Genomic DNA, 22,519 nt, shown 5'->3' on the forward strand with positions numbered 1-22,519 from the left:
TCCGTCCGATGCGCTCGGCCAACACCAGCACCGGCGACGAGGTGAAAGGCGATCATGAATACCCGGCAACACATCACCAGGTGGTCCCGAAACCCCTTCGTGTGGATGGAGGTGGCCCTGCTCGCCGTATCCATCGGCACGGTCGCCCTGGTCACCTCGACCACCACCGCGACAGAACCAGCAGACCTCCACCAGCAGATCCTGACCCAGATGCGCACCACCCTCGAACAGTCGGACCCAGAGCAGCACAACCACGCCGGGCACACCGGCCAGGAAGTGACCAGCGAGGAGGCGGCCAAGCCGCCGGTGATCTGCGGGGTCCACGTCTACGGCTACGAACCCGCCGAGGTGACCTCGCTCGCCGACATCCACACCATCTACGGCTTCCACCTCTGCGGGATCGCCGAACCCAAACGCCCCTGGGACTGGGCGGTCAAACTCGCCGGCCCACTGATCATGGACATGACCACCCAACCTCCCGGCATCCAGGTCGTCGAGGCCACCGCCGACGTCATGTTCGTCGACCGGCTTCGAGAGATGTTCCCCGACAGGTACGAGGAGTTGGCGCTCAAGGAGGCGCTGGGCGCATCGGAAATGGCCGACCTACGCCGCCGATACGAAGCCGCCGCCGAGCTCTGACCATGACCGGACGGCCGGGCGCGCAGCCGTCAGGAGCCGGAGCGCCAGGCGGCCAGGACGCGGTCGATGTCGCTCCGGATACGCTCCCGCGCCTCGATGCGCGAGACCCCGGCCATCAGCAGCCGGTCGTACTCGGTGTCCTCGTGCCGCACAGAGGCGATCACCGCACGGGTCATCGCGTCGTCGTCCACCGCGCGGCCGGCCGCGGAACGTCCGACCCGACCACTCCCCCGCAGTCCGGTGTGCCCGGCGATCGCCTCTGCCCGGGAGGCCGGGCAACCCGGAAAGAGCCGACGGATCTGCTCCGCCATCCGGGCCATCAACGCCACATCCTGTTCAGCCCGGCGCTCCCGGTCCCGCTCACGGCGACGCAGCCGCGCGGCCTCGTCGCCCAGGCACTGCCGCTCGGCACTCTCCAGCCCCGCCGGCTCCACCAGCAGTCCCAACCGGTCGTACCGCTTACGCGACCGGTTGAAGCGCACCACCACTGCGGAGAGGACGCTGGCCTTCTTGGCCCGCCGCGTCATCGCCGCGTCCCCGGCCGGCAGGAAGACCAGATGATCCAGATCGGCGCAGGTCAGACAGAGAGTCTGCCCATCCTCGGAAACGAGCAGCTCACCGGTGCCCCGGCAGTCGACACAGCTCCACTGGGTCACGGCCGAGTGCACCACCAGGTCAGGTGGCGCGCTCCGCCGCTGTACCAGCCGCTGCCGGGCGGACTCGGAGAGCGCGGCCGAGGCCCAGTGCGTCCGGTACGCCCGCTCGACCTCCGGATCGCCGCCGGCGGTGAAGCGCAGTCGACGCCGGTCCCGGGTCGCGCCGATGTAGTCGACCTCGCCCGGATGCAGCCCCTCGGCCCGGGCCCAGCGACCGAGCATCTCCAGCGCCTCCAGCAGCCGCGACGCAGGCACCGCCGCCTCCCGCTCCAGCACCGGGATGCGGCCCTGGCGCCACCGGTCGACCACGTTGCCGGGGAGCCAACCGAGCGCGCCGAGCAGGTCCAGCGGCGAGACATACCGATGGCGACTCAGAGCGGCCTGCGCGGCGGCGAGAACCCGCCGCTCCAGCTTCGAGCCAATCGGCTGCCCATCCAGCGGGGTCGGGGTGGTCGGCATGATTCGCGAGGATAGCCAGCCGGCGGGATCGGCTGTCGACCGACGTGGCACGCCGAGGACGTCATTTCAGGTTCTTCGTAGCCACTATGCGATGCGCGCCGAGGCGACAGGGTGGGGAGAGCGGGCGGCCGGGTGATGCAGGCCCGGGTGGACACCCGGCGGGTTCCCGGTGTGGTCGGCGAGCCGCTGCAGGACGGCGATGAGCTGGGCACGCTCGCCCGCGTCGAGCGCGGCGAGAACCTCTTCCTCGTGCTGGTCGGCGACCCTGCGGGCCCGGGGTAACAGCTTGCGCGCGGCCCCGGTCAGGTGAATGGCGTGGGCGCGACGGTCGCCGGGATGCCTCCGCCGCTCGACCAGACCACGGTGCTCCAGGTCGTCGAGCAGGCCGACCATGACCTTGCGGTGAATACCCAGTGCGTCGGCGAGCTGCTGCTGGGTGCTCCCTTCGCCGTGCTCGAGGTGCATCAGGAGCCCGAAGTGGTTCGGCGCGATACCCAGCGGGGCCAGCCGCGCGGCGAACGCCTGCGCGATGTGAAACCCGAGCTGTGACAGCAGGAAGTTGGCCCGTCCGGCCAGCGGCCGGCGTTCCGCGCCTGGTGGAGGGTGGTCAGACACCCCGGTATTGTACCCTCCGCACATTGTCCGGTAAGGTGACAATAACCGTTGCTCCGTACCTGTGGAGGCGACCTTGCCCTGTCCGCTGCCCCAGTTCGCCGAGCCGGAGCCGTACGGATTCATCTACCTGGGTTTTCAGGCTGAGCCCGCGCAACAGCGGCCCGTCTACGCCCGCACCCCGAACCGGAATCGGACGGCCGCGCGGCTCGTGCAGGCTGTCCCCGCACTCACGCGACGCCCGGACGTCGTGTCCGTCGGCGTGTTCAGGGCGGTGTTCATCCCGCCGCTGCCGGGCGTGCCCCGGTACGACCTCGCGATGCTCATCCGCACCGTGGGCGTGGACCAACTGGAAACCGTGGGCACCTGCGACCAGGTCTCGGCCCTCGACGGTGAGCAGATCCTCGCCGGCGTCAACGTGGCCCGACTCGGCGACACCGAGGCCCGAACCGACGGCACCTTCCTGTTCAACCACTTCACCGCCGCACCAGACACCGACGCCGAAGCCGTCTGGCGCTCCCTCACCGGCTGGTACGTCACCAAGACCGGCGTGGACAACTCCACCGCCCTGCGACCCACCAGAGCATCGTCGTTCGCGCTCGTCAACTACGCGCGACTGCCCACCGGGCCGATCCGCTTCCTGGCCGGACAACTCGGGCGGCCGAGCTTCCATCGCTTCGTGCGGGCCACCCTCGACGCCCACGGGATGCGCGCCCTACCAGCCCTCCACCGGCTGGTCCACGCGTCGAGGTAACGCTCGTTCGAAAGGACCCCTCCATGCGCTTCTCTCGCCTTGCCGGCCTCGCCGGTATCGGGTTTGTCGCCATCCTGATCGCGGCCAACCTGCTTCTCACCACAGCGGGCTTCCCCACCCCGTCCGAAGCCGCGTCCATCGACGAGATCACCACAGTCTTTGCCGCCGAATCCGGGTCACTGCGCCTAGCCTCGGCGCTCCTGCCGACGGCCTGGTTTCTGGCCACGATCTTCGCCGTCGGAGTGTGCGTCTGCCTCCGGCGCGACGCACATACCCGCACAGACCCGTGGTCCCTCGTCGGTGTCGCCGGAGTGCTCATGCAGTCGGTGGTGTTCACCAGCGTCGAGGCCACCCGGCTCGCGCTGACGTCCGCAGCCCAGCACAACGCCGACGGCGTTGCCGGGCTCTGGGGCTTGTACACCGCCCTGTTCGGCTTCAACCAGGTGTTCCTGGCAACCGCGCTCGTCGGGTTGTCGATGTTCGGCATCCGCACCGGCGCCATGACCCGATGGCATGCCGGCACCGGCTTCCTCGCCGCCGCGCTGCTGTTCGTCACCGCCACGACGAGCCCCTACGGCGTTGGCGGCGTCAACCCACTGGCCCTGCTCGGCCTCGTCGGCTGGATCCTCTGGCTGGTGTGGATCGTGGCGTACAGCATCACCCTGATCCGATACCCGCCCGCACCCTCCGCTCCAACCGACAAGCGCTGACGGCCCTGACCTCCCTGGCGACGTCCACGATCCCTCATGAGCCCCGCCCTCAGCCGGGCCCATGCCCGTCTCAGGTCACCAGTCGGCCATCGGGGACAAGAACCACTTTGCCGGTCGTTGCCCGTGCCTCCAGAGCGGCGTGTGCCTGGGCGGGCCGTTACGGGAGCGGGCCGGTCTGCATAGCCATGGAGACCGTGCTGTCCGCAACCACCTTCGTCCCACCCGCCGGCGACTGGCTCGCCACCCACGCACTCGAACTGGTCGACCCGGTGAATACGGGCACCAGACCGGCGGCCCGTACGGCCTGGTCGGCCTGTGAGCGGAGCATCTCGCGGAGGTGCGGGACGGTCTTGTCCAGCGGCAGCTCCACCGAGAGCGAGACGCTGCACGAAGAGGTGGCGTTGAAGGTGGACAGGCCGATGAGGTGACCACCGGCGTAGAAGCCCTGCTCGGGGGTGAGGTTCAGCGGCGGCGGGACGAGGTTGTTCGGGATGCGGCCGGGCAGGTCGGGCCACAGCTCCGGGGGCAGGTAGTTGCCGAAGAACATCATGAGCAGGTCGTCGGTGGCGATGCCGACGTGGGGGCACGTCCCGCTGCTCGTCCGGCAGGGCACATCCTGGTTGTACGGGAAGTAGTCGTAGTGGTCGGCTCCGCCGTAGACGGCCCGGTGCTTGGGCTTGGCGATGGCGTTCCAGCTCGGGGCGTCGAGGGTGGCGTCGAAGTCGTCGACACCCCAGGTCAGCAGGCGGGGAACGGTGCCCTGGTGGATGGGTTTGGTGCCGTAGCCGGGCTGCCAGTCGTTCCACACCCCGCTGAGCGAGGCGACGGCGGCGACCTGGATGCGGGTGGCGAGGATGCCGGCGTGCAGCGCCCCGTAGGAGTGGCCGGCCAGGCCGGTCTTCGCGGCGGGAAGCAGCACCGCCTTGCCGGACCAGCCCTGCCGCATCCAGGTCACGGTGCTGGCGAGCACCTGCTGGGTGCCGGGGCTCTGCGCGGGGTGCACGTGGATGTTCGGCAACTCGGGCACGGCGACGATGTAACCGGAGCGGGCCAGCGCCGCCGGGGTACGGACCCAGCGCTGGTAGTGGTTGGCGTCCTGCGCACAGTAGCCGTGGGCGAACACGATCAACGGGTACCGTCCGCAGCCGCTGAGCAGCTGCGCCGTGCTCGGGCTGGGGTCGATGCTCGGGTGGAACACCCGCACACGGGTGGGCGCGCCGTCGCCCGGCCCGTACTCGCGCCAGCCCCAGAAGACAGGGGCCAGGGCGCTGGGCTGCCAGCCGAGGGCGCAGGTGGACGGTGGGGTGAGGGCGGCGGGTCGGATCTCGTCAGAGGTTGCATCGGCCACGGGTACTCCTCGCCGTGCGGACGGTCTGTCAGCGGCGTCTCACGCGCCGCTCAACCCAGCGTATTGGTGCAGGCCACGCGGGGTCGTCGGAGTTCCGCCGTTCTGCCGCTGATCCGACAGACCCCGTGGCCGGGTCCGGCGAAGCCCTGCACAGGGCGCACCCCGGCCAGAGTCTCGGCGGTTCGCACTGCCGAAGAGCAGCGGCGGTGCCATGTGGGCAACGCCTACCGGCGGTCGCCGCGCCAGATTGCGGTCATCACCGCCCGAGCCAACGACGGCTGACAGAGCACTGCCACGCTGTCCACGTACTGGTCAACAGCACCGACCGGCGGCAACGCGGCCACCTCGGGATCGTCGATACGGGCCAACAACGCCGCAGCGAACCGGTCCGCGTCGATGACCTGATATGGCCGGTCGAAGAACTGGCGCCGGGTGGCGTCAACCGGCACCGCGATACCCAAACGGTTCTGCCACTCGCCGACCTGCTCGTATGCCGCGCACAACGCGGCCTGCCGTCGCGTGCGGCTTGCGGCGACCAACGCCTCATCGCAGGCGGCGGCGATACCAGCGATGTCCGGCAGCCCGGCAAAGGCAGTGCCCAACCACTTGCTGTACGGCGGAAACCGACACGCCAGCAACAGACACTGCCTCATCACCTCGCGGACCAGGCGTGCGGCCACCACCCGGCTACCCACCTCGTCGCCGGCCTCGGCGGCGCGGCCCACGAACGCCTCCTCCGCACCGATGCGCATCCACTGGCAGGCCAGCACGTATCGCCACACGTCGTCCGGGTACCACTGGAGACGATCACGCAGCGAGGTCAACTCGCCGATGTCGTCGTGGAACACGACGCCGCCGGTGACCTCGGCCAACCGCTGCCCCGGGGTCGCCAGCCAATCCAGGACCGTCACGCCCCGGCGCGCGTCGAAGCCGAGCAGCTCATCACACCAAGCGCGGACATTGGTGACCACCACCCGGTGCGCCACCGGCCCGTCCGTCGGCGTCATCACCCGCACCCGCCCGTCGGAGGGCTCGAAGTTCGTCGGCCAGCCACGGAACCGCTTCGGCAGCCGCTCCGCCAGCACCGCCGAGATCGCTTCGCCGTAGCAGGCGACGTCGTCAGCGTTCAGGAACAGCTCCAGCCGCGGTCCCCAGTCGTGGTCCACCGAGCGTCCGCTGTCGAAGCCGAGCACATCCGACCCCGGCCCAAGCCGCGCGGCCGCGTACCGCAGGCCCGGGTACGCCTCGTCCAGCAGCGGCCGCACCGCCTCGACATAGAACGCCCGGCTCAGCTGCAACCCCGGCATGACGACGCCCGCACCCAGTCACCGTACGGACCACCTCATCGACGCCGCCACCACATTGCAACTCGTGCACCGCATCGCCGTGGTCAGGTCGCCGACGACCGCCTACCAGCCGGTCCGGGTATGCCGGCGTCAGCGCTTGCGGGCGACGAGTCCGACGAAGGTGTGGTAGGTGTCGCTCTGGCTCGGAGCGGCCTCACCCGGCTCCGGCCGCCACTCGGCCAGCGGCACCAGCCCCGGCTCCAGCACCTCAAGGTCTTCGACGAAGGAGAGGATCTCCTCATCGGTACGCCAACGACCGGTGCCGAGTGACTGGTTGAAGACGAGTTCGACCTCGCGCGCCTTGTGGGAGGCATCCGGGTGCCGCTCGCCAGGATCACGGAAGTGGGAGATCGCCACGTAGCTGCCGGACGGAAGCGGCTCGATCAGTCTCGTCGCCACCGCCTTCGGGTCCTCGTCGTCCCTGAGGTGATGCAGAATCGCGAAGAGCAGCAACCCGACCGGGCGGTCGAAGTCCAGGAACTGGCGCACCTCCGGGTGTTCCAGGATGGCCTCCGGCGATCGGATGTCGGCCTGGATCACCGTCGCGGCCCCATCGCTGGCCAGCAGCGCCCGCCCGTGCGCCAGCACGATCGGGTCGTTGTCGACGTAGACCACCCGCGCCTGCGCGTCGTGACTCGTGGCCACCTGGTGCACGTTGCCCTGCGTGGGCAGACCTGAACCGAGATCGAGGAACTGGTCGACGCCCTGCTCGGCGGCGAGGAAGCGCACCACCCGCCGCAGGAAGGCGCGGTTCGCCTGAGCGGCCTGCGGACCGTCCGGCGTGATCCTGAGGGCGTGCTCGGCGACGGCGCGGTCCACCGCGAAGTTGTCCTTGCCGCCGAGCATGAAGTCGTAGACCCGGGCAATGCTCGGAGCGCTCATGTCGACCCCGGACGGTGCCACCTCTGGACTGGTCACAGTTAGTCTCCTCGTCCTTACCGGATCACGGCCGGGCCGAACCACTTTGGACCGGGCGCCGCGACTGAGTGTAGCCATACGTCGAAACGGATTCGGCTCCTTCCCCTCAACGGCAGCTCCGACGATCAGCCCGCCGAACTACTCACCCTCTTCGGCCCGCAAGGAGCTCGTCTGGAAACGGGGCCACCGCCGCAGTTGGGGGTACCCGCGTCACACCGCGTCGTGCCATCCTGACCGAATGCGAGTCGTCTCGATTCACACGTACCCGGTGAAGGGGTGCCGCCGAATGGACCGCGACACGGCGCGGGTCGAGCCGTGGGGCCTGGACGGCGACCGGCGCTGGCTGATCGTGGACGAACACGGGCTCGGCCTGAGCCAGCACCAGCACCGGGAACTGGTGCGGATGCGGGCGGTGTCCCGGCCCGGCGGACTCACCCTGGAGGCACCGGGACTGCCCCCGCTCGATCTGGCCGAACCGACCGGCGGCGAGGCGATCCAGGTCCGGGTCTACCGGGAGCGGCCGCCCGCACCGGTACGCGCCGCCGGCCCCGAGGCGGACCAGTGGCTCAACCGACTGTTGGGGCGCGCCGCCCGCCTGGTCTGGCTCGGTGACCCCACCCGCAACCTCGTTCCCTGGCAGGTTCCGGCCGGCTCCGGCGCCGAGCTGAGCTTCGCCGACGGCAGTCCGCTGCTGCTGGCCAACACCGCATCGCTGGACCAGTTCAACGACTGGCTGCTGGAATCGGGCAGCACCGAGGGGCCGCTGCCGATGATCCAGTTCCGCCCCAACGTGGTGGTCAGCGGCGCCGCGCCATGGGCCGAGGGCGAGTGGGTCGGCCGGCGGATCAGGATCGGCGGGGCCATCTTCCACGGCACCAGCGAGTGTGACCGCTGTGTGATCGCGACGATCGACCAGGACACCGCTGAACGGGGGCGCGAGCCGCTGCGAACGCTCGCCGCACGACGGAGAATCGGCCAGAAACTCCTCTTCGGACTCCAGCTGACGGTGCGGACCGAACCGGGCGGACCATCCCACGAAGGTCGGACGGTCAGCGTCGGCGACACCGTCAAGGTGCTGGACTGACCGGGAACGCGCCGTTGCCCGATCCCACGCGTGTCCAGGCCAATCACGTCGTAACTGCCCGAAACGGCTCAATGAACCGCCGCTTGCCGATCAACCTATAGTTGCCAACGATGACTGACGGAGTGTTCCGCTTCGAATCATTCGACTTGGATGTCGTGCGCGGCCGGCTCAGTTGCAAGGACCGGCCGATCCATGTCGAACCGCGCGCCTTGGCCCTGCTTTGTCACCTCGTCAAGAACCGAGATCGCGTGGTGACGAAGGCCGAGTTGCTCGATACGGTGTGGCGCGGACGTTTCGTCACCGAGGCCGCCCTCACCACCGCCCTGCGGACCGCCCGCCGGGCGGTCGGTGACGACGGCGTCTCGGACCTCGCCCACCAGGTGAGGTGCCCCACGCTGATCATCCATTCCCGGGTAGCCGCGTCCACATCCACCGGCATGCCGAGCAGGATCGCGGCCTCGGCCCTGCCGGCAGCCACCACGGCCGGCACGGCACCGGCATCGAGTGCCTCGTCGTACCAGAACAGGGCCCGGTCGGGCGTGGCGAAGCGCAACTGGTCCGCGGCCTGCTGGTAGACGGTGGCCGCCGTGGGAGTGCGGGCGCGGGCCGCCTGCAACTGCTCGGCAGCGCGAACCGGGTCCGCGCCGGCGGTCAGCAGGGCGCTCGCCACGCAGTCGTGCAGCCGGCGGCGTTCCGGCGGCGACAGGTCGGCGAGAACCGCGCGGGCGACCGCCGGGATCATCCGTTCACCGTCGGGCACCAGCAGTCCCTGGTCGTACAGCGAGCGTGTCGCCGCCGCCTGCGCCGGATTCAGCCGAGCGGCGGCGCAGACGACGTCGTCATCGAGATCCAGGCCGAGCGCGAGAATCGTGGCCAGTTCCGCGGTGTCGCGGCCGATCCCGGCGAGCCGGCGTTGCAAACGGGCGACCAGCGCGGGTGGCGTGCCATCCGGGGCAGCCGCCACTGCCTCGGCCACGGCGGCCAAGCCTGCCGAGGCGGTGTGGACCGCGGCCACGTGCTCGGCGGTCGCCGGTCCGCCGAGCACGGCGGCGACCATTGCGGAGAGGGCGTCGTGGGCGAGTGGGCCGAGGTGTTCGACCGTGCCCAGGGCCGCGACCGCCTCATCGAGGTCGGCCAGCTCCGGCCCGCTGATCGTGGGACGGCGGCTGATCGCCATCGACACCCCGGTGCGGGCAGCAGCGGCCAACATCAGTAGCGCCTCCGCCGGCAGCCGGTGTGCATCGTCGACCACGACCATCGCGCCGTCGGTACGGGCGCGGGCAAGGAGGGCACCCAACTCCTCGGCGGACGTGGTGGCGACCGGGAGGACCGGCCGGCCGGCGGCTGCGGCGACCTCGCCGAGCCGACGGGATCGCCCGGCGCCGTCCACACCCACCACCACAGTCACCCGTGCGTTTCCTTTCGCCCTTGTCGTCCTGACAGCTCATGGTTGGCGGAAATGTGGCTGCCCCGAGGTGTACAGCGGAGGTCACCCGCCGGCGAGGCGGAAGAGTTCCGCGTGGACCTGGCGCTTCGGAACTCCGAGCCGGCGCAGGGTGTCCAGCACGGCCAGAGTGAGCGGCGGTGGACCGCAGATGAAGACGTCCCGTTCGGTGATGTCAGGTACGAGCGTGGCGAGGTTTGCCGGCGCGAAGGGGTTGTTGTCCGGTCCGGTGCGACCGGACAACAGGTGCAGCCGAGCACCCCGGGCCTGGGCGAGATTCTGCAACTCTCCGATAAGGACGGCCTTGGTGGCGTCCCGAACGCGGTAGAGGATGACCACGTCGGTCAGGTCCGGGTCTTCCAGCAGGGCGCGGATCGGCGTGACACCGATTCCCCCGGCGATCAGCAGGGTCGACTCACGGACGCGTTGCGACGCGGTGAGTGCGCCGTACGGTCCCTCGGCGAAGACCCGGGTGCCGGCCCGTAGACCACGCAGCCCCGAGCTGGTGGTGCCGACACCTTTGGCAGTCAGCCGCAGGGAGCGGCCGTCCGGGGCGGCGGACAGGGAGAACGGGTTCACCTGCCACCACGGATTGTGACCGGGAAAGCGCCACAGGAAGAACTGCCCGGCGCGGGCGGGCAGCAGATGCAGGTTCCGCCCGGTGATGTGCACCGAAACCGCGTTGTCCGGTTCGGGAACCACAGCGGCGACCCGTAGTCGATGCCGGGCGTTACGGACCAGCGGAAGAAACAGCCGGCCGATGAGCAGTGCGCCGATGGCCAAGGCCCACAGACCCCACCAGTAGATCTGAGTCAGGGCGTTACTGGTGAACGAGGTGCCCTTGTACACCTGGTGCAGCACGGCGAGCAGGATCGCCGCGTAGAGCAGCAGGTGGACGGTGTGCCAGACCTCGTACGGCAGGCGCTTGCGGGCGGCCTGCACCGAGAACGCGACCACGACGACCATCACGGCGACGGCGATCATCCCCAGCAGAACCGGCATCTGCCGGGACAGGGTGACCGTCTCGCTCAGGAACGAGACGTTGCTGTAGGTGGCGAAGCCCAGCAGCACGACCACCGGGTGCAGCACCGCGAGCCAGAAGATCGCGAACCCGGTCCACCGGTGCCAGACGGTGAGGTGATCCATGCCGAAACCGCGGTCCAGTAACGGCAACCGCGCAATCAGCAGCAGTTGCACGACCATCGCGAAGGCCAGATACAAGCCGAGGAGACGACCTATCGAACCGAGAACGTTGTACGCCGGCGGCCCGGCCAGGAAGAACATCGCGTGGACCACGACCATGTTGACGAGGAGAAAGGCCAGGGTCACGACGCGCGCGACCCTGGTGGGGTGGAGGGTGGTCGACATCGGTGGCTGAGAGATAGCGGTCATCCCGTCTTCCTATCGGTCCGTCATATCTGGGGCACCGCGATCCGCACGTCGTCGCGGGCCCCGCACAGGCCAGGCCCCTCGGCCGATCTTGTGCCAGCGACATCGGCGTCGGAGCCCCGGCTTGTTCTCACCTGCGCGGCCTTCCTCGACAGAAGGGCTGCGACTGCAGCCCCACCTATAGCTTCCTGGCCCGGCACCCGCAAGGCTTGGGGAAGATCTGAGGAACTGCTGAGGGGCCAGCCCGGTGTGCGGCCGCCGGATGCTCCCGCCGCCGCAACCGTTGGCCGGCGGCGGAAGTGGCCGTCCCAGCGCCGAGTACGACGTAGGTTCCGGGGACCAGCGAGTCGAGGGCTCCTACTCGTCCTCAGCGAACACGACCTCGCGGCGCTTGTGAATCGTCGGGAGGACGGCGAGGACGAGCGCCGCCACGGCGAGGGCCAGGAGCACTGCGGAGATCGGCCGGGTGAGGAAGACCGACGCGTCGCCACGGGAGATGATCAGCGCCCGCCGCAGGTTCTCCTCAAGCAACGGGCCGAGGACGAAGCCGAGCAGCAGTGGCGCTGGTTCGCAGCCGCACTTGATCAGGGTGTAGCCCAGAATCCCGAAGAACGCGATCGCGTAGACGTCGTACGCGTTGAAGCCCAGGGAGTACGTGCCGATCGCGGCGAACAGGATGATCATCGGGAACAGCACCTGGTACGGAATGCGCAGCATGCGCACCCAGAAGCCGACCAGCGGCAGGTTCAGCAGCAGGAGCAGCACGTTGCCGATCCACATCGAGGCGATCAGGCCCCAGAACAGCGCCGGTTCGTCGGTGAGGACGTTCGGTCCGGGGGTTATGCCGTGGACGATGAACGCGCCGACCATCAGCGCCATCACCGGGTGAGCGGGCAGCCCCAGGGTGAGCAGCGGGATGAACGACGTCTGCGCGGCGGCGTTGTTCGCCGACTCGGGACCAGCGACGCCCTCGATCGCACCGCGTCCGAACTCCTGCGGCCGCTTCGAGATCCGCTTCTCGAGGGCGTACGAGGTGAACGAGGCCAGCACGTGGCCACCGCCGGGCAGGACGCCGAGCGCGGCGCCGAGACCGGTGCCCCGCAGGATCGGGCCGACGATCCGGCGCCGGTCCTCGCGCGTCGGCCAGAGGTTCCTCACCTTGCTGATGACCGCCGCGCGGGTCTGCTCGTTCTCCAGGTTGCGCAGGATCTCGGCCACCCCGAACATGCCGACGGCGACCGACACGAAATCGATGCCGCCGTACAACTCGCGCTGGCCGAACACGAACCGCGGCGTGCCGGTGTAGATGTCCTGACCGACCGTGCCGAGCAGGACGCCGAGCGCAATCATCGCCAGTGCCTTGAGCGCCGTGCCACGCGCCAACGCGATCGACACGATCAGGCCGAACAACACCAGCGAGAAGTACTCGGCCGGGCCGAACTTCAATGCGACCCGGGCCAGCGGTGGGGCCGCGACGGCCAGCGCGACGGTCGCCACCGTACCCGCGATGAACGACCCGACCGCGGCGGTGGCCAGGGCCGCGCCGGCCCGACCCTGCCGGGCCATCTCGTGCCCGTCCAGCGCGGTGACCGCCGACGACGACTCACCGGGCACATTGATCAGAATGGCGGTCGTCGAGCCGCCGTACTGAGCGCCGTAGTAGATGCCGGCCAGCATGATCAGCGCCGTCACCGGCTCGAAGCTGAACGTGATCGGCAGCAGCAGCGCCACCGTCGCCGTCGGCCCGATGCCAGGCAACACCCCGACCGCCGTTCCGAGCAGCACACCCACGAAGCAGTAGAGGACGTTCTGCACCAGGAAGGCGACCGAGAAGCCCAACGCGAGGTTGTCGAGAAGTTCCACGTCTCAGTCCGACCCGACGCGTCAGAACCCGAGCCACGGGCCCCATAGCGGGATCCGTAGCTGAAGTCCGACGACGAAGATGAGCGTGCTGGCCACGGTCAGTCCGGCGGCCACGGCCACGGCCGTGAGCAGCCGCACGCGCGAGCTGGCCAGCGTGGTGAGCAGGGCGGTCACCGCCGACGTCGGCACGAATCCGAGCCGCCGGACGGTGAATCCGAAGAACAGGACCGCGAGCGCGATGACGGCGATCGCCCGCCAGGGAACCGGCCCGAACGAGACCACCTCACCGGCGATCAGTCCCTTGAGGACGATTGCCAGACCCAGGGCGGCCACGGTCGCGCCGACCAGCAGCGGGAAGGCGCCGGGGCCCATCCGCAGTGGAGTGCCCAGCTCGTAGCCGAGCGACCTCACCACGAACGCACCACCGATCAGAACGAAGACTCCCCCAGCGAGGACGTCCGGGAAGGACCGGCGGCGCTCCACCTCAGGAGGCCTCGACCCCGGAGTCCGCGATGACCTTTGCCCAGGTGCCGAGCTGCTCCTCGAGCTTGGCCCGGTGCGCCTGCGGGGTCGCGGCCTCGGCCGGTACCGGCGCGGTGCCGAGCTTGGCCATCTGCTCGATGACTCCCTGGTCGGCCAGGGCCACCTGCAACGCCTCGGACAGCCTCTGCACGACCTGCTGCGGCGTGCCGGCCGGGACGTAGAGACCGTGCCACACGCTGACCTGGAGCTGAGGCAGCCCGGCCTCCGCCGTGGTGGGCAGGTCGGGCAGGCTCTTCACCCGCTCCGGTGTGGTGACCGCGTACGCCTTCACCTCACCCGCGGAGATCTGGCCACTGGTGTTGGTGGTCTGGTCGCACATGAAGTCGACCTGGCCGCCGACGAGGTCGGTCAGCGCCGGGCCGGTGCCCTGGTACGGAACCTCCTGGAGCTTGACACCGGCGGCGGTCTGGAACAGCAGACCGCACAGGTGCGACGCCGCACCGATGCCGGCGTTGGCCAGCGTGACCTTGTCGGCGTTCGCCTTCACGTGGGCCACCAGGTCCGCCAGCGTCGCGGGCGCGAAGTCCTTCCGGGCGACGACCGTCATCGGCACCTCGGTGACGAGCCCGACCATCTCGAAATCCTCGAGCGGCTGGTAGCCCAGGTTCTGGTACAGGGCGGGCGCCGTTGACATGCCGATGTGGTGCATGAGCACCGTGTAGCCGTCGGGCTCGGCCTGCGCGACCTCGCCGGCACCGACCGTACCGCCCGCACCCTCGACGTTCTGAACGACAATCTTGGCACCGAGCTCTGCGGCCATCGGCTCGGCGATCATGCGGGTGACCGTGTCCGTCGGGCCGCCCGCACTGAACGGCACGACGAACGTGATGTTCTGGTCCGGGTAGGCCTCGGCTCCCCCGCCGCCGGTGGCACCTCCGTCGCCCGAACAGGCGGTGACGAGCGAGACGAGGCCGATCACGGCGATCACCCGCGCGACGGCCCGGTACCTGCTGGTCGTTCCCATATCGCGGCCTCCTCGTCTACGCATGCGCATCCGTCGACGAGTGCGCGGCCTCAGTCTCGGCTGGCGGGCACGCGGATGGTGTCAGAGGAATCCCAAGGAATGTGCCGGATGTCAGACAAACCCAAAGAACTCGAACCGGCCCGAGCGCCGATCCGAGGCGTACAATTCGCGGGTATGCGGATCACCGTCATCGAAGATGACGACCGCGTGGCGCGAAGTCTGGTGACCGTCCTCGCCCAGGCCGGCTTCGAGGTCCACCGCATCGCCACCGCCGCCGAGGCCGTGCGCGCCGCCCCGTCCGACGTTGTCCTCGTGGACCTGGGCCTACCCGACGGCGACGGCCTCGACGTGATCCGCAGGCTGCGTGACCGCCCGGAGACCGCCGTGATCGCCGTGACAGCACGCTCCGAGGAGCACGACCGGGTACGCGGCCTGCGCGCCGGCGCCGACGACTACATCGTGAAGCCGTTCGGCATCCCGGAACTGCTGGCCCGGATCGACGCCGTCCTGCGGCGCACCCGGGCGGCTCGTGCGCTGAGCCACCCGGACGGGCCACTCGTTCTCGGCCCGATGCGCATCGGCGTCGGCACCCGCGAGGTCACCGTCGACGGCGCGCCCGTGACGCTGACCCGCAAGGAGTTCGAGCTGCTCCTGCTGCTGGCCCGCCGGGCACCGAACGTGGTGAGCCGCGACGTCATCCTCGACCAGATCTGGGGCGCGACCTGGGAGCCCTCGAGTCGCACCCTGGACACCCACATCGCGACTTTGCGGCACAAACTCAGGCCGGCGGTGCTCATCCGCACGATCCACGGAGTCGGCTATCGGCTCCTGGCCGACCAGCCGGAGCTGATCGGCTGACGCGCCGTGCACCGTCGCCTGCTCGCCGTTCTCGTGCCCCTCGCGGTGCTGCTCGTCACGGCACTCGGGGTGCCGCTCAGCGTCACCGTGGCCGAGCGGGAGATGCAGGAGACCTACGTCGACCGGCTGGGCGACGTCGGCCGGTTCGCGTCGCTGGCCGAGACCGCGCTGTCGACCGGGCGGACCGAGGCGCTCCACCATGAGTTGACGCGCTACCACAAGCTGTACGGCATCCCGGTCGCGCTGATCGACACCTCGGGCACGGTGCTGCTCGGACCGGCCGGCGCCTACCAGGAGGCGGCGCGCGCCGAGCCGACCCTGTCCCGGATCGTGACCGCGGCGCTGGCCGGGGCGCGGTCCGAGCCGTCCTGGGAATGGGCACCGTGGAACGACTCCGCCCTCGTCGTGGCCGAGCCGGTGGGCCGGGACAGTGAGGTCGTCGGCGCCGTCGTGACGATCTCCGACCTGTCGAAGACCCGCGAACGCATCCTCGTCCGCTGGGCCCGGCTCGCCGGTCTCGGGCTGCTGCCGCTGATCGCCCTCACGGCCGTCGCCTGGCCGGTTTCGGCCTGGGTGCTCCGGCCGGTGCGGAAACTGGACACGGCGACCTCACGGATCTCCGCGGGCGACCTGACGATCCGCGCCGACGCCCAGGCCGGCCCGGTCGAGCTACGACGGCTGGCGGAGTCGTTCAACACCATGATGGACGCCGTGGAGAACGCCGCGCAGCGGCAGCGGGCGTTCGTGTCCGACGCGTCGCACCAGTTGCGCAACCCGTTGACCAGCCTCCGGCTCGCGGTCGAGAGCCTCGAGGCACACCTGCGACCGGAGGGCAACGGACGGCAGGTGTACGACGTCGCCGTCGACGAGCTGAAGGCGATGCAGCGAATGCTGAACTCGCTGCAGGCCAGTGCGCGGATGGAGAGCATGCGGACGGCGTCGCCGGTGGATCTCGACGAGGTGCTGGCAACCCGGGTGGACCGGTGGCGGGCGCTGACGGCGAGAGCGGGGCAGACACTGGCGGTCGACGTGCCACCAGGGCTGCGGTTGTTGGAGCCGCCGGGCGGACTGGGCAGCATCCTGGACGAGCTGATCAGCAACGCGTTACGGCTGTCGGACGCGCAGGTGGTGCAGGTGACCGCCCGAGTGGCCCCCGGTGGTGCAGGCGCCGGACGTGGCAACGGCGCCGCCGCCGGAGGCGCGGTCACCATCACTGTTCGTGACGACGGCCAGGGGATCGACGTCTCCGAGCGGGCCAAGGCGCTACGGCGGTTCTGGCGGTCGCCGCGGCACCAGAACGTACCCGGGACCGGCCTGGGGCTGGCGATCTGCGCCGATCTGGTCGGGGCGGCCGGGGGCGAGCTGCGACTGGAGGAGGGCCTGCCGCGTCCGGACGGGTCCGGGCACGGGTTCGCCGCGGTGATCGCGTTGCCGGTCGTTCCGCAGGTCGCGTCGTCGTCCGGCGCGCCGGCCCGGTCACCGGTCTGAGGACCTGGTCCGGTCACCGGCCCGCCGCTGTCTGCGCTCAACGCTTACGATCGCGGAACCAGGCGGCTGCACCCGGATGAAGCGGGATCGATGCGGTGGAGATGCCGGTACGCACGTTGATCTGCCACGCCTCCGGGACGGCTTCGGCGTCGTCCCGGCTTTCGGACGCGATCGTCGGGGTGTGCGTGAAGATGGTGTCGGTGATGGCGTAGACCAGGTCCTCGGGCAGGTCGTCGCGCGCGAGAAGCACGTTCGGCACGGCGACGGTGCGGGTGGCCGGGACGTCGACGTAGGCGGTCGCGGGGATCATTGCCGGAGCGTAGGGGCCTGGGTACGCCGTGAAGAGCGCGTTGGCCTGTGCGTCCAACGGGATCAGCCGGACGGGGTGCCGCTGCGCCAGCTCGGTGATGGCGGGTGTCGGCACCCCGGTCAGGGAGAACATCGCGTCGATGTCGCCGTCGGGCAGTGCCGCCGCCGACTCGGCCTGGCTGAGGAACCGACCGTCGGCGTTCACCTCGCCGAGTGCCAGAACCCGCAGCGACGTGAACTCGGTGCCCGAGTCGCGGGCACCGAGGGACACCCGCTTGCCTTCGAGGTCCCGGAACTCGTCGATCGCCGCGTCGGCCATGACCACGAGATGAAGGTGGCTGTCGTAGAGCCGGCATATCGCCGAGAGCCCCGCGGGCGCGCTGCCGTCGGTCGTGATCAGTACGTCCAGGCTCGTCAACCCAAGGTGCACCGCGCCGGACCGCAGCATCCGGATGTTGTCGGTGGACGCCCCGCTCGGCACCGTGGTCACCGTGGCGCCCGGCACATGTTCGGAGATGTGTGCGGCCAGCGCACCGCCGATGCGCCGGTACACCGCCCCAGCCGGCCCGGTGGCCAGCCGCAGGTGGACCTCGTCGACCTCGGGCTGCCGGGAGCAGGCGACGAGCGACCCTCCGGCGGCCAGGAGCACCGCCCGGCGGCTGATCCGTGGCTCCAGGCTCGCCATACCGAGATGATACGGACGGCTGCGGGCGCGCAGCGGTCAGTCGAACCAGTTGGAGACAGCGCCCCGACTCGAACGATCCGCCGCTGCGGTCATCACCTGCCGACCTGCGGAAGCCCAGTCAGCTTGTCGCGGACGTCAGCGGCCTCAGCGTGGCCGAGTTCGTCGAGGATCCGCAGTGCCTCCCGCCAGAAGTCCCCGGCTGCAGTGACGTCGCCGGCCGCGCGGTGCGTGTCGCCCATGTGGTTCAGAACCAGCGACTCGTGGTACCGGTCCGTCGCCTCGCTGTAGAGCGCGAGGGCCTGCCGGTAGGAGCCCAGGGCCTGCTCGTGGTCACCGAGGTGATGGTAGGCATATCCCAGGCTGTCCCACGTGTCGGCCTGGCCGGGCCGATCGCCGATCGCCTGTTGCACCGCCAGCGCCTGACGGCACAGGGCGAGCGCCGACCGATAATCGCCCAACTGGATCTGGTACCAGCCGATCGTGTTGAGTGAGTCTGCCTCGCCCGCCGGGTGCTGCGCCGAACGGTAGAGCGTCAACGCCTGCTCCGCGTGGTGGAGCGCCTCGGTGAAATGCTGGCGGCGGTCGGCCACCCACCCCAGGTTCAGATGTGCGGACGCCGCGCCGGCCAGATCACCGATCCGCTCGTACAGCTCCAGGGCGCGCCGGTAGCACGCCGTCGCCTCCCCGAATTCGCCCATCCGGGCGTACGCGAGCCCGATGTTGCGGTGGGCGTATGCCTCGCGCTGGAGGTCGCCGAGTCGCCGGGCTGCCTCCAGCGCGACCGACTGGGTGTCTGCCCAGTTCTGCCAGTGTCCGCTTCGTTGCAGGTAGCCCGCGAGCGCCCAGCCGAGCCACCATGTCCGATCGTCCATGCAGGCATCGGTCGACGCGTCCTGGACGGCGAGCAGGTTCTGCCGTTCCACCGCGAACCAGACCGTCGCGTCGGCCCGGCTGTCGAAGTGTCTGGGCCCGACCGGCGGTCGCCCCGGCCGGGTGGCATCGCGGTGGGGGTCCAGGACCCGGCTGGCGCCGATGGCACCGGACAGGTAATGGTCGAGCATCCGCCGAGTCGCGGCACGTCGGTCGGTTGCACTGTCCACGGTGCCGGCCACCTCCAGCGCGTACACCCGCAGCAGGTCGTGCAGCGTGTACCGATCGTGTGGTTCTTCTTCGATCAGACTGCCGCGCACCAGCTCGGCGAGCGGCGCACGCACCCGGTCGACGGAGCAGTCGGCCAGGCTCGCCGCGGCCTCGACTCCGATGTCCGGACCGGTGTGCGCGCCGAGCAAGCGGAACAGCCGGGCGGCCTCCGGGCTGAGCACGCCGTACGACCAGGAGAAGACCGCCCGGATGTCGATGGTCGTCTCGTCGCCCCGCAGGGCGTCCAATCGGTCACGCTCCGCGCGCAGGTACTCGACGAAGGAAGCCAGTGGAAGCTCCGCCTGGACAGTTGCGCGGGCGGTCAGGATCGCCAGCGCCAGCGGGAGGTGCCCGCACAGGCGGCCGATCTCGGCTGCCGCGTCGGGCTCGGCCGCGAGCCGGGCGGCACCGAGACGGCGACCCACCAGCTCACGGGAGTCCTCAGGGCTGAGCGCCTCCAGGCCGACAGCTGTGACGTTTTCGACCGCGACCAGCCCGGTCAGCCTGTTGCGGCTGGTTACCACGGCAGCAGAGCCGGCACTGCCGGGCAGTAACGGCCGCACGTGCTCGGCGTCGCGGGCATTGTCCAGGACGACCAGGACCCGCCGGTCGGCCAGCAGGCTCCGGTAGAGGTTGACCCGCCCCTCCTGGCTCTGCGGAACTCGCCTCGGGGCGACGCCGAGGGACTCCAGGAAGGTCCGCATGGCCTCGTGCGCCGACACGACCGGCCCGGTGGGATGAAACCCACGGAGATTCACGTATAGCTGGCCGTCCGGAAAGTGCTCGCGGACCGAGTGCGCCCAGTGCACGGCGAGTGCGGTCTTCCCGGTGCCGGGGCCACCCGAGATCGCCGCGATCGCGGCCGCCGGCTGCGCGTCCACGGTACCGGGCAGCAGCCGGTCCAAGCCCCGCAGGGCGCTGGACCGTCCGATCAGGATCGAGGTCGCCGCGGGCAGTTCACAGGGGGTGACGGTGACGTCCGTATGTTGGACGGTGGCCCTCCCCGGTGGCGGCCCGCCGGGCAGCTCCTGGCGGAGGACCCTCAGGTGGGCGTCGGCCAGCTGAGGCCCGGGCTCGACCCCGAGTTCCTGGACGATGCGCGCACGGACGGCCGCGAAGTGGTGCAGCGCCTCGGCTTGCCGTCCGGAGCCGGCCAGAGCCAGCACCAGACGGGCGTGCAGCCCTTCGTGCAACGGCTCCTCACGACTCAACGGATCGAGCCAGCGCACCGCTGCGTCGTAGCGCCGGAGCTCGATCGCTAGATCAGCGAAAGCCAGTGTCGCGACGATTCGCTGTTGGGCGGCCACCACCGCGGCGGGGTGCTGGTGGATCGCCGCATCGACCGGTCCGCGCCAGCACTGCAGCGCCCGCTCGTAGTCGTCGTAGGCGTCTTCACGCTTGCCCTGACCACGAGCCTGCTTCACCAGGTCGTCGAACCGGGCCAGATCGATCTGGTCGCGGTCCAGAGCCAGCCGGTAGCCGGTGACGCCGGTGACGACGACATCCGAACTCGATCGGGACTCCCGCTCCGGCTCCAGGATCTTGCGGAGCGCGCCGACGTACACGTGGACCAGGTTCGAGTGCGTAGCCGGCGGACGGCCGTCCCAGAGCACCTCGACGATGTCGGCCGTGCGCACCAACTGCGCGGGATTCAGCGCGAGCAGTCCGAGTAGCCGGCGCTGCATCAGGGAATGGATCGACACCTCGCGGTCGTTGTCGTGCACGGCCAGCGGGCCGAGTACGGCGATGTGGATCCCGGCGCGGCGCGGTCGCGGCACGGGTCCAGTGTTCCCGAAATCGCTGAGGCCGACGGCCGATGCCAGCCGCTGCAGGGTCTGCGGCCGTGGTGACCCACCGCCACCGCGTTCCAGATTGCGCACCGAACGCACGCTGATGCCCGCCCGCAGCGCGAGATCCGCCTGAGTCAATCCCAACGAGGTGCGTCGCGTTCGCAGGATGTCCCCGATCGCCTGCGAATCGCCGCCTTCGGCCTGCGTCAAGGTACTCCCGTTCGGATCTCTCCGGCGTCGCCCTGGATGCGGCAACCTCCTGGGCCGATTCTGCCGGTTCCGTTGCCGCCATCACCAAAACGACAGGCACTTTCCCAGCTCAGGCCGGGTGCGGCAACCGGAACAAGGTACAGCCCTGCTTAAGATCATAGCCGGGTGGGTGCCGATAGCGTGACGGGTATCGCTGTAGTCGGTGACGCGGGGGCTCATCGGCTGCAGCGATTCCGCGTTTGCCGATCAGGGTGCCCGCATCCTGTCGGTGAGCACCAACGCGGCCCACGTCATCCGGCCCGAGGGCACCTGCGGCGCAGGCTCAGGCTGCCTGACCCACCACCTCCAGCGCCGCCCGGTAGCCCACATGCTGCACAACGATGTCCACGTCGAGAGCGGACTGTACCGCCCGGGCGACGTCCTCCCGGACCGTCGCGAGGGCTTTCGTGCCGAGGTCGGTCAACCAGGCGCGGATCAGCAGCAGGCGAAGTTCCGAAGCGGCCAGTTCGGCGACCTCCAGGCGACCTGCCTGCTCGGCCCGGGCCAGCAGCCGGTCGGCGAGCACGGCTGGCGCCTCGAGTTCGCGGCCGACAAGGCCCAACACCAGCCGATGCTGCTCCATCCGCGCGGCCAGGGCGTCGGCAACCAGCACCACGCCCGCTGACGCCCAGTGCCGTACCACCGGATTGTGCCGGCTCACCACCACCATGAGCGGGCTCAGCTCGTGCCCGTCGGCCTGGCGGCGCAGCTCCAGCAGGTAGCTGGTGGTGAGCGCCTGGAGCCGGCGCTGCGCGCGCTGCACCGGGTTGAGGGCGGTCACCCGTCGGACACCGCCGGCCAGTGGACGCAGGGATTGCAGCGCCCGCTTGGGCGAGTCCTCGAACGCGTCCACCACGTCCTGCTCCAGCTCGGCTCGCTCCTCGCTGGTGAACGCCTCGCCGGCGAGGAACTCGGCGAACGCGACCGTCTCTTCCAGGTGACCCCGGGTCAACCGGTATCCCCGAGAAGCCGCGACCACGGTGGCCGCCGCCGCGGGGTCAACCGACACGTCGGCGCGCGGAAAGCCGCTCGCCTGCTCCAGCCAGTGCTGGGTGGCCAGCGGGGTACCGGCCCACCGACGGGCAGCGTCCCCGCGAGCCTGCTCGGCATCGAACAACGGTGTCGCGGTCGCGATGCTGACCTGTGTGGACATGAGAACCTCCGGCGATCGGTGACGCGGGCGGTGTCGGACCGGTCGGCCCGCACATCACGCATTCGTCGGCCACCCGCTGCGTGGTTCCCCGGTGTCGGTAGGGAACCGCTTCATGCCG

The 22,519-nt window shown here is 70.1% G+C and carries 20 protein-coding genes and 1 pseudogene; 8 read left to right on the forward strand and 13 right to left on the reverse strand.

The window, feature by feature from the left end; all coding sequences use genetic code 11:
* The first annotated feature begins 54 nt into the window (after positions 1-54).
* Positions 55-639: a hypothetical protein gene (locus tag BMY89_RS27415; RefSeq protein ID WP_092383022.1), complete on the forward strand. Its 585-nt coding sequence runs from the start codon at positions 55-57 to the stop codon at positions 637-639.
* A 29-nt stretch (positions 640-668) separates the two neighbouring features.
* On the opposite strand, the gene BMY89_RS27420 is transcribed toward BMY89_RS27415, so the two are convergent.
* Both BMY89_RS27420 and BMY89_RS27425 read right to left on the reverse strand, forming a co-directional pair.
* On the reverse strand, positions 669-1,754 hold the full coding sequence (locus BMY89_RS27420; protein WP_092383024.1) for a DUF2293 domain-containing protein: 1,086 nt from the start codon (positions 1,752-1,754) through the stop codon (positions 669-671).
* Positions 1,755-1,838: 84 nt separating this feature from the next.
* Complete coding sequence (locus BMY89_RS27425) at positions 1,839-2,369, reverse strand: MarR family winged helix-turn-helix transcriptional regulator (RefSeq protein WP_232521577.1); 531 nt, start codon at positions 2,367-2,369, stop codon at positions 1,839-1,841.
* 73 nt (positions 2,370-2,442) lie between these two features.
* Here BMY89_RS27425 and BMY89_RS27430 point away from each other — a divergent pair, with 73 nt between their 5' ends.
* Positions 2,443-3,120 (forward strand): hypothetical protein, encoded by a 678-nt coding sequence (locus tag BMY89_RS27430; protein ID WP_092383163.1) that lies wholly within the window; start codon positions 2,443-2,445, stop codon positions 3,118-3,120.
* Between the two features lie 23 nt (positions 3,121-3,143).
* A complete protein-coding gene (locus BMY89_RS27435; protein WP_092383028.1) occupies positions 3,144-3,830 on the forward strand; it encodes a hypothetical protein in 687 nt (228 codons plus the stop codon).
* A gap of 157 nt (positions 3,831-3,987) precedes the next feature.
* On the opposite strand, the gene BMY89_RS30725 is transcribed toward BMY89_RS27435, so the two are convergent.
* The 3 genes from BMY89_RS30725 to BMY89_RS27450 form a co-directional block, all read right to left on the reverse strand.
* Entirely contained in the window at positions 3,988-5,178 is a 1,191-nt protein-coding gene (locus tag BMY89_RS30725) for a PASTA domain-containing protein (RefSeq protein WP_092383030.1), read from the reverse strand.
* 224 nt (positions 5,179-5,402) lie between these two features.
* Positions 5,403-6,485: a DUF4037 domain-containing protein gene (locus BMY89_RS27445; protein ID WP_092383032.1), complete on the reverse strand. Its 1,083-nt coding sequence runs from the start codon at positions 6,483-6,485 to the stop codon at positions 5,403-5,405.
* 129 nt (positions 6,486-6,614) lie between these two features.
* Entirely contained in the window at positions 6,615-7,442 is an 828-nt protein-coding gene (locus BMY89_RS27450) for an SAM-dependent methyltransferase (RefSeq protein ID WP_092383034.1), read from the reverse strand.
* 238 nt (positions 7,443-7,680) lie between these two features.
* Between BMY89_RS27450 and BMY89_RS27455 the strand changes: the two genes are divergently transcribed.
* The 3 genes from BMY89_RS27455 to BMY89_RS31605 all read left to right on the forward strand — a co-directional run bounded on the left by BMY89_RS27455 (position 7,681) and on the right by BMY89_RS31605 (position 9,742).
* Entirely contained in the window at positions 7,681-8,526 is an 846-nt protein-coding gene (locus tag BMY89_RS27455; protein WP_092383036.1) for an MOSC domain-containing protein, read from the forward strand.
* Between the two features lie 110 nt (positions 8,527-8,636).
* On the forward strand, positions 8,637-9,101 hold the full coding sequence (locus tag BMY89_RS31600) for a winged helix-turn-helix domain-containing protein (RefSeq protein ID WP_092383038.1): 465 nt from the start codon (positions 8,637-8,639) through the stop codon (positions 9,099-9,101).
* A 101-nt stretch (positions 9,102-9,202) separates the two neighbouring features.
* Positions 9,203-9,742: a hypothetical protein gene (locus tag BMY89_RS31605; RefSeq protein WP_092383040.1), complete on the forward strand. Its 540-nt coding sequence runs from the start codon at positions 9,203-9,205 to the stop codon at positions 9,740-9,742.
* Between the two features lie 273 nt (positions 9,743-10,015).
* Here BMY89_RS31605 and BMY89_RS27470 read toward each other — a convergent pair whose 3' ends face one another.
* The 4 genes from BMY89_RS27470 to BMY89_RS27485 all read right to left on the reverse strand — a co-directional run bounded on the left by BMY89_RS27470 (position 10,016) and on the right by BMY89_RS27485 (position 14,729).
* Positions 10,016-11,362 (reverse strand): ferredoxin reductase family protein, encoded by a 1,347-nt coding sequence (locus BMY89_RS27470; protein WP_092383042.1) that lies wholly within the window; start codon positions 11,360-11,362, stop codon positions 10,016-10,018.
* Positions 11,363-11,716: 354 nt separating this feature from the next.
* Positions 11,717-13,222, reverse strand: coding sequence for a tripartite tricarboxylate transporter permease (locus tag BMY89_RS27475; protein ID WP_092383044.1), 1,506 nt, complete (start codon positions 13,220-13,222; stop codon positions 11,717-11,719).
* Between the two features lie 21 nt (positions 13,223-13,243).
* A complete protein-coding gene (locus BMY89_RS27480; protein WP_092383046.1) occupies positions 13,244-13,705 on the reverse strand; it encodes a tripartite tricarboxylate transporter TctB family protein in 462 nt (153 codons plus the stop codon).
* Between the two features lies 1 nt (position 13,706).
* Positions 13,707-14,729, reverse strand: coding sequence for a tripartite tricarboxylate transporter substrate-binding protein (locus BMY89_RS27485; protein WP_092383048.1), 1,023 nt, complete (start codon positions 14,727-14,729; stop codon positions 13,707-13,709).
* Positions 14,730-14,903: 174 nt separating this feature from the next.
* Between BMY89_RS27485 and BMY89_RS27490 the strand changes: the two genes are divergently transcribed.
* A complete protein-coding gene (locus BMY89_RS27490; RefSeq protein WP_092383050.1) occupies positions 14,904-15,587 on the forward strand; it encodes a response regulator transcription factor in 684 nt (227 codons plus the stop codon).
* Positions 15,588-15,593: 6 nt separating this feature from the next.
* Positions 15,594-17,075, forward strand: coding sequence for a sensor histidine kinase (locus BMY89_RS27495; protein ID WP_092383052.1), 1,482 nt, complete (start codon positions 15,594-15,596; stop codon positions 17,073-17,075).
* Positions 17,076-17,112: 37 nt separating this feature from the next.
* On the opposite strand, the gene BMY89_RS27500 is transcribed toward BMY89_RS27495, so the two are convergent.
* The 4 genes and pseudogenes from BMY89_RS27500 to BMY89_RS27510 all read right to left on the reverse strand — a co-directional run bounded on the left by BMY89_RS27500 (position 17,113) and on the right by BMY89_RS27510 (position 22,401).
* Positions 17,113-18,069: a TAXI family TRAP transporter solute-binding subunit gene (locus BMY89_RS27500; protein WP_175510440.1), complete on the reverse strand. Its 957-nt coding sequence runs from the start codon at positions 18,067-18,069 to the stop codon at positions 17,113-17,115.
* Between the two features lie 92 nt (positions 18,070-18,161).
* The gene (locus BMY89_RS27505) at positions 18,162-20,987 is read right to left on the reverse strand and encodes an AfsR/SARP family transcriptional regulator (protein ID WP_232521579.1); all 2,826 of its coding nucleotides are present in this window, start codon (positions 20,985-20,987) and stop codon (positions 18,162-18,164) included.
* 30 nt (positions 20,988-21,017) lie between these two features.
* Positions 21,018-21,254, reverse strand: a pseudogene (locus BMY89_RS31610) (helix-turn-helix domain-containing protein); the annotation flags it as partial.
* 277 nt (positions 21,255-21,531) lie between these two features.
* Positions 21,532-22,401, reverse strand: coding sequence for a hypothetical protein (locus tag BMY89_RS27510; protein ID WP_092383057.1), 870 nt, complete (start codon positions 22,399-22,401; stop codon positions 21,532-21,534).
* Positions 22,402-22,519: the final 118 nt, after the last annotated feature.

Source organism: Micromonospora phaseoli (assembly GCF_900109115.1).
In the GTDB taxonomy this organism is placed as follows: domain Bacteria; phylum Actinomycetota; class Actinomycetes; order Mycobacteriales; family Micromonosporaceae; genus Micromonospora; species Micromonospora phaseoli.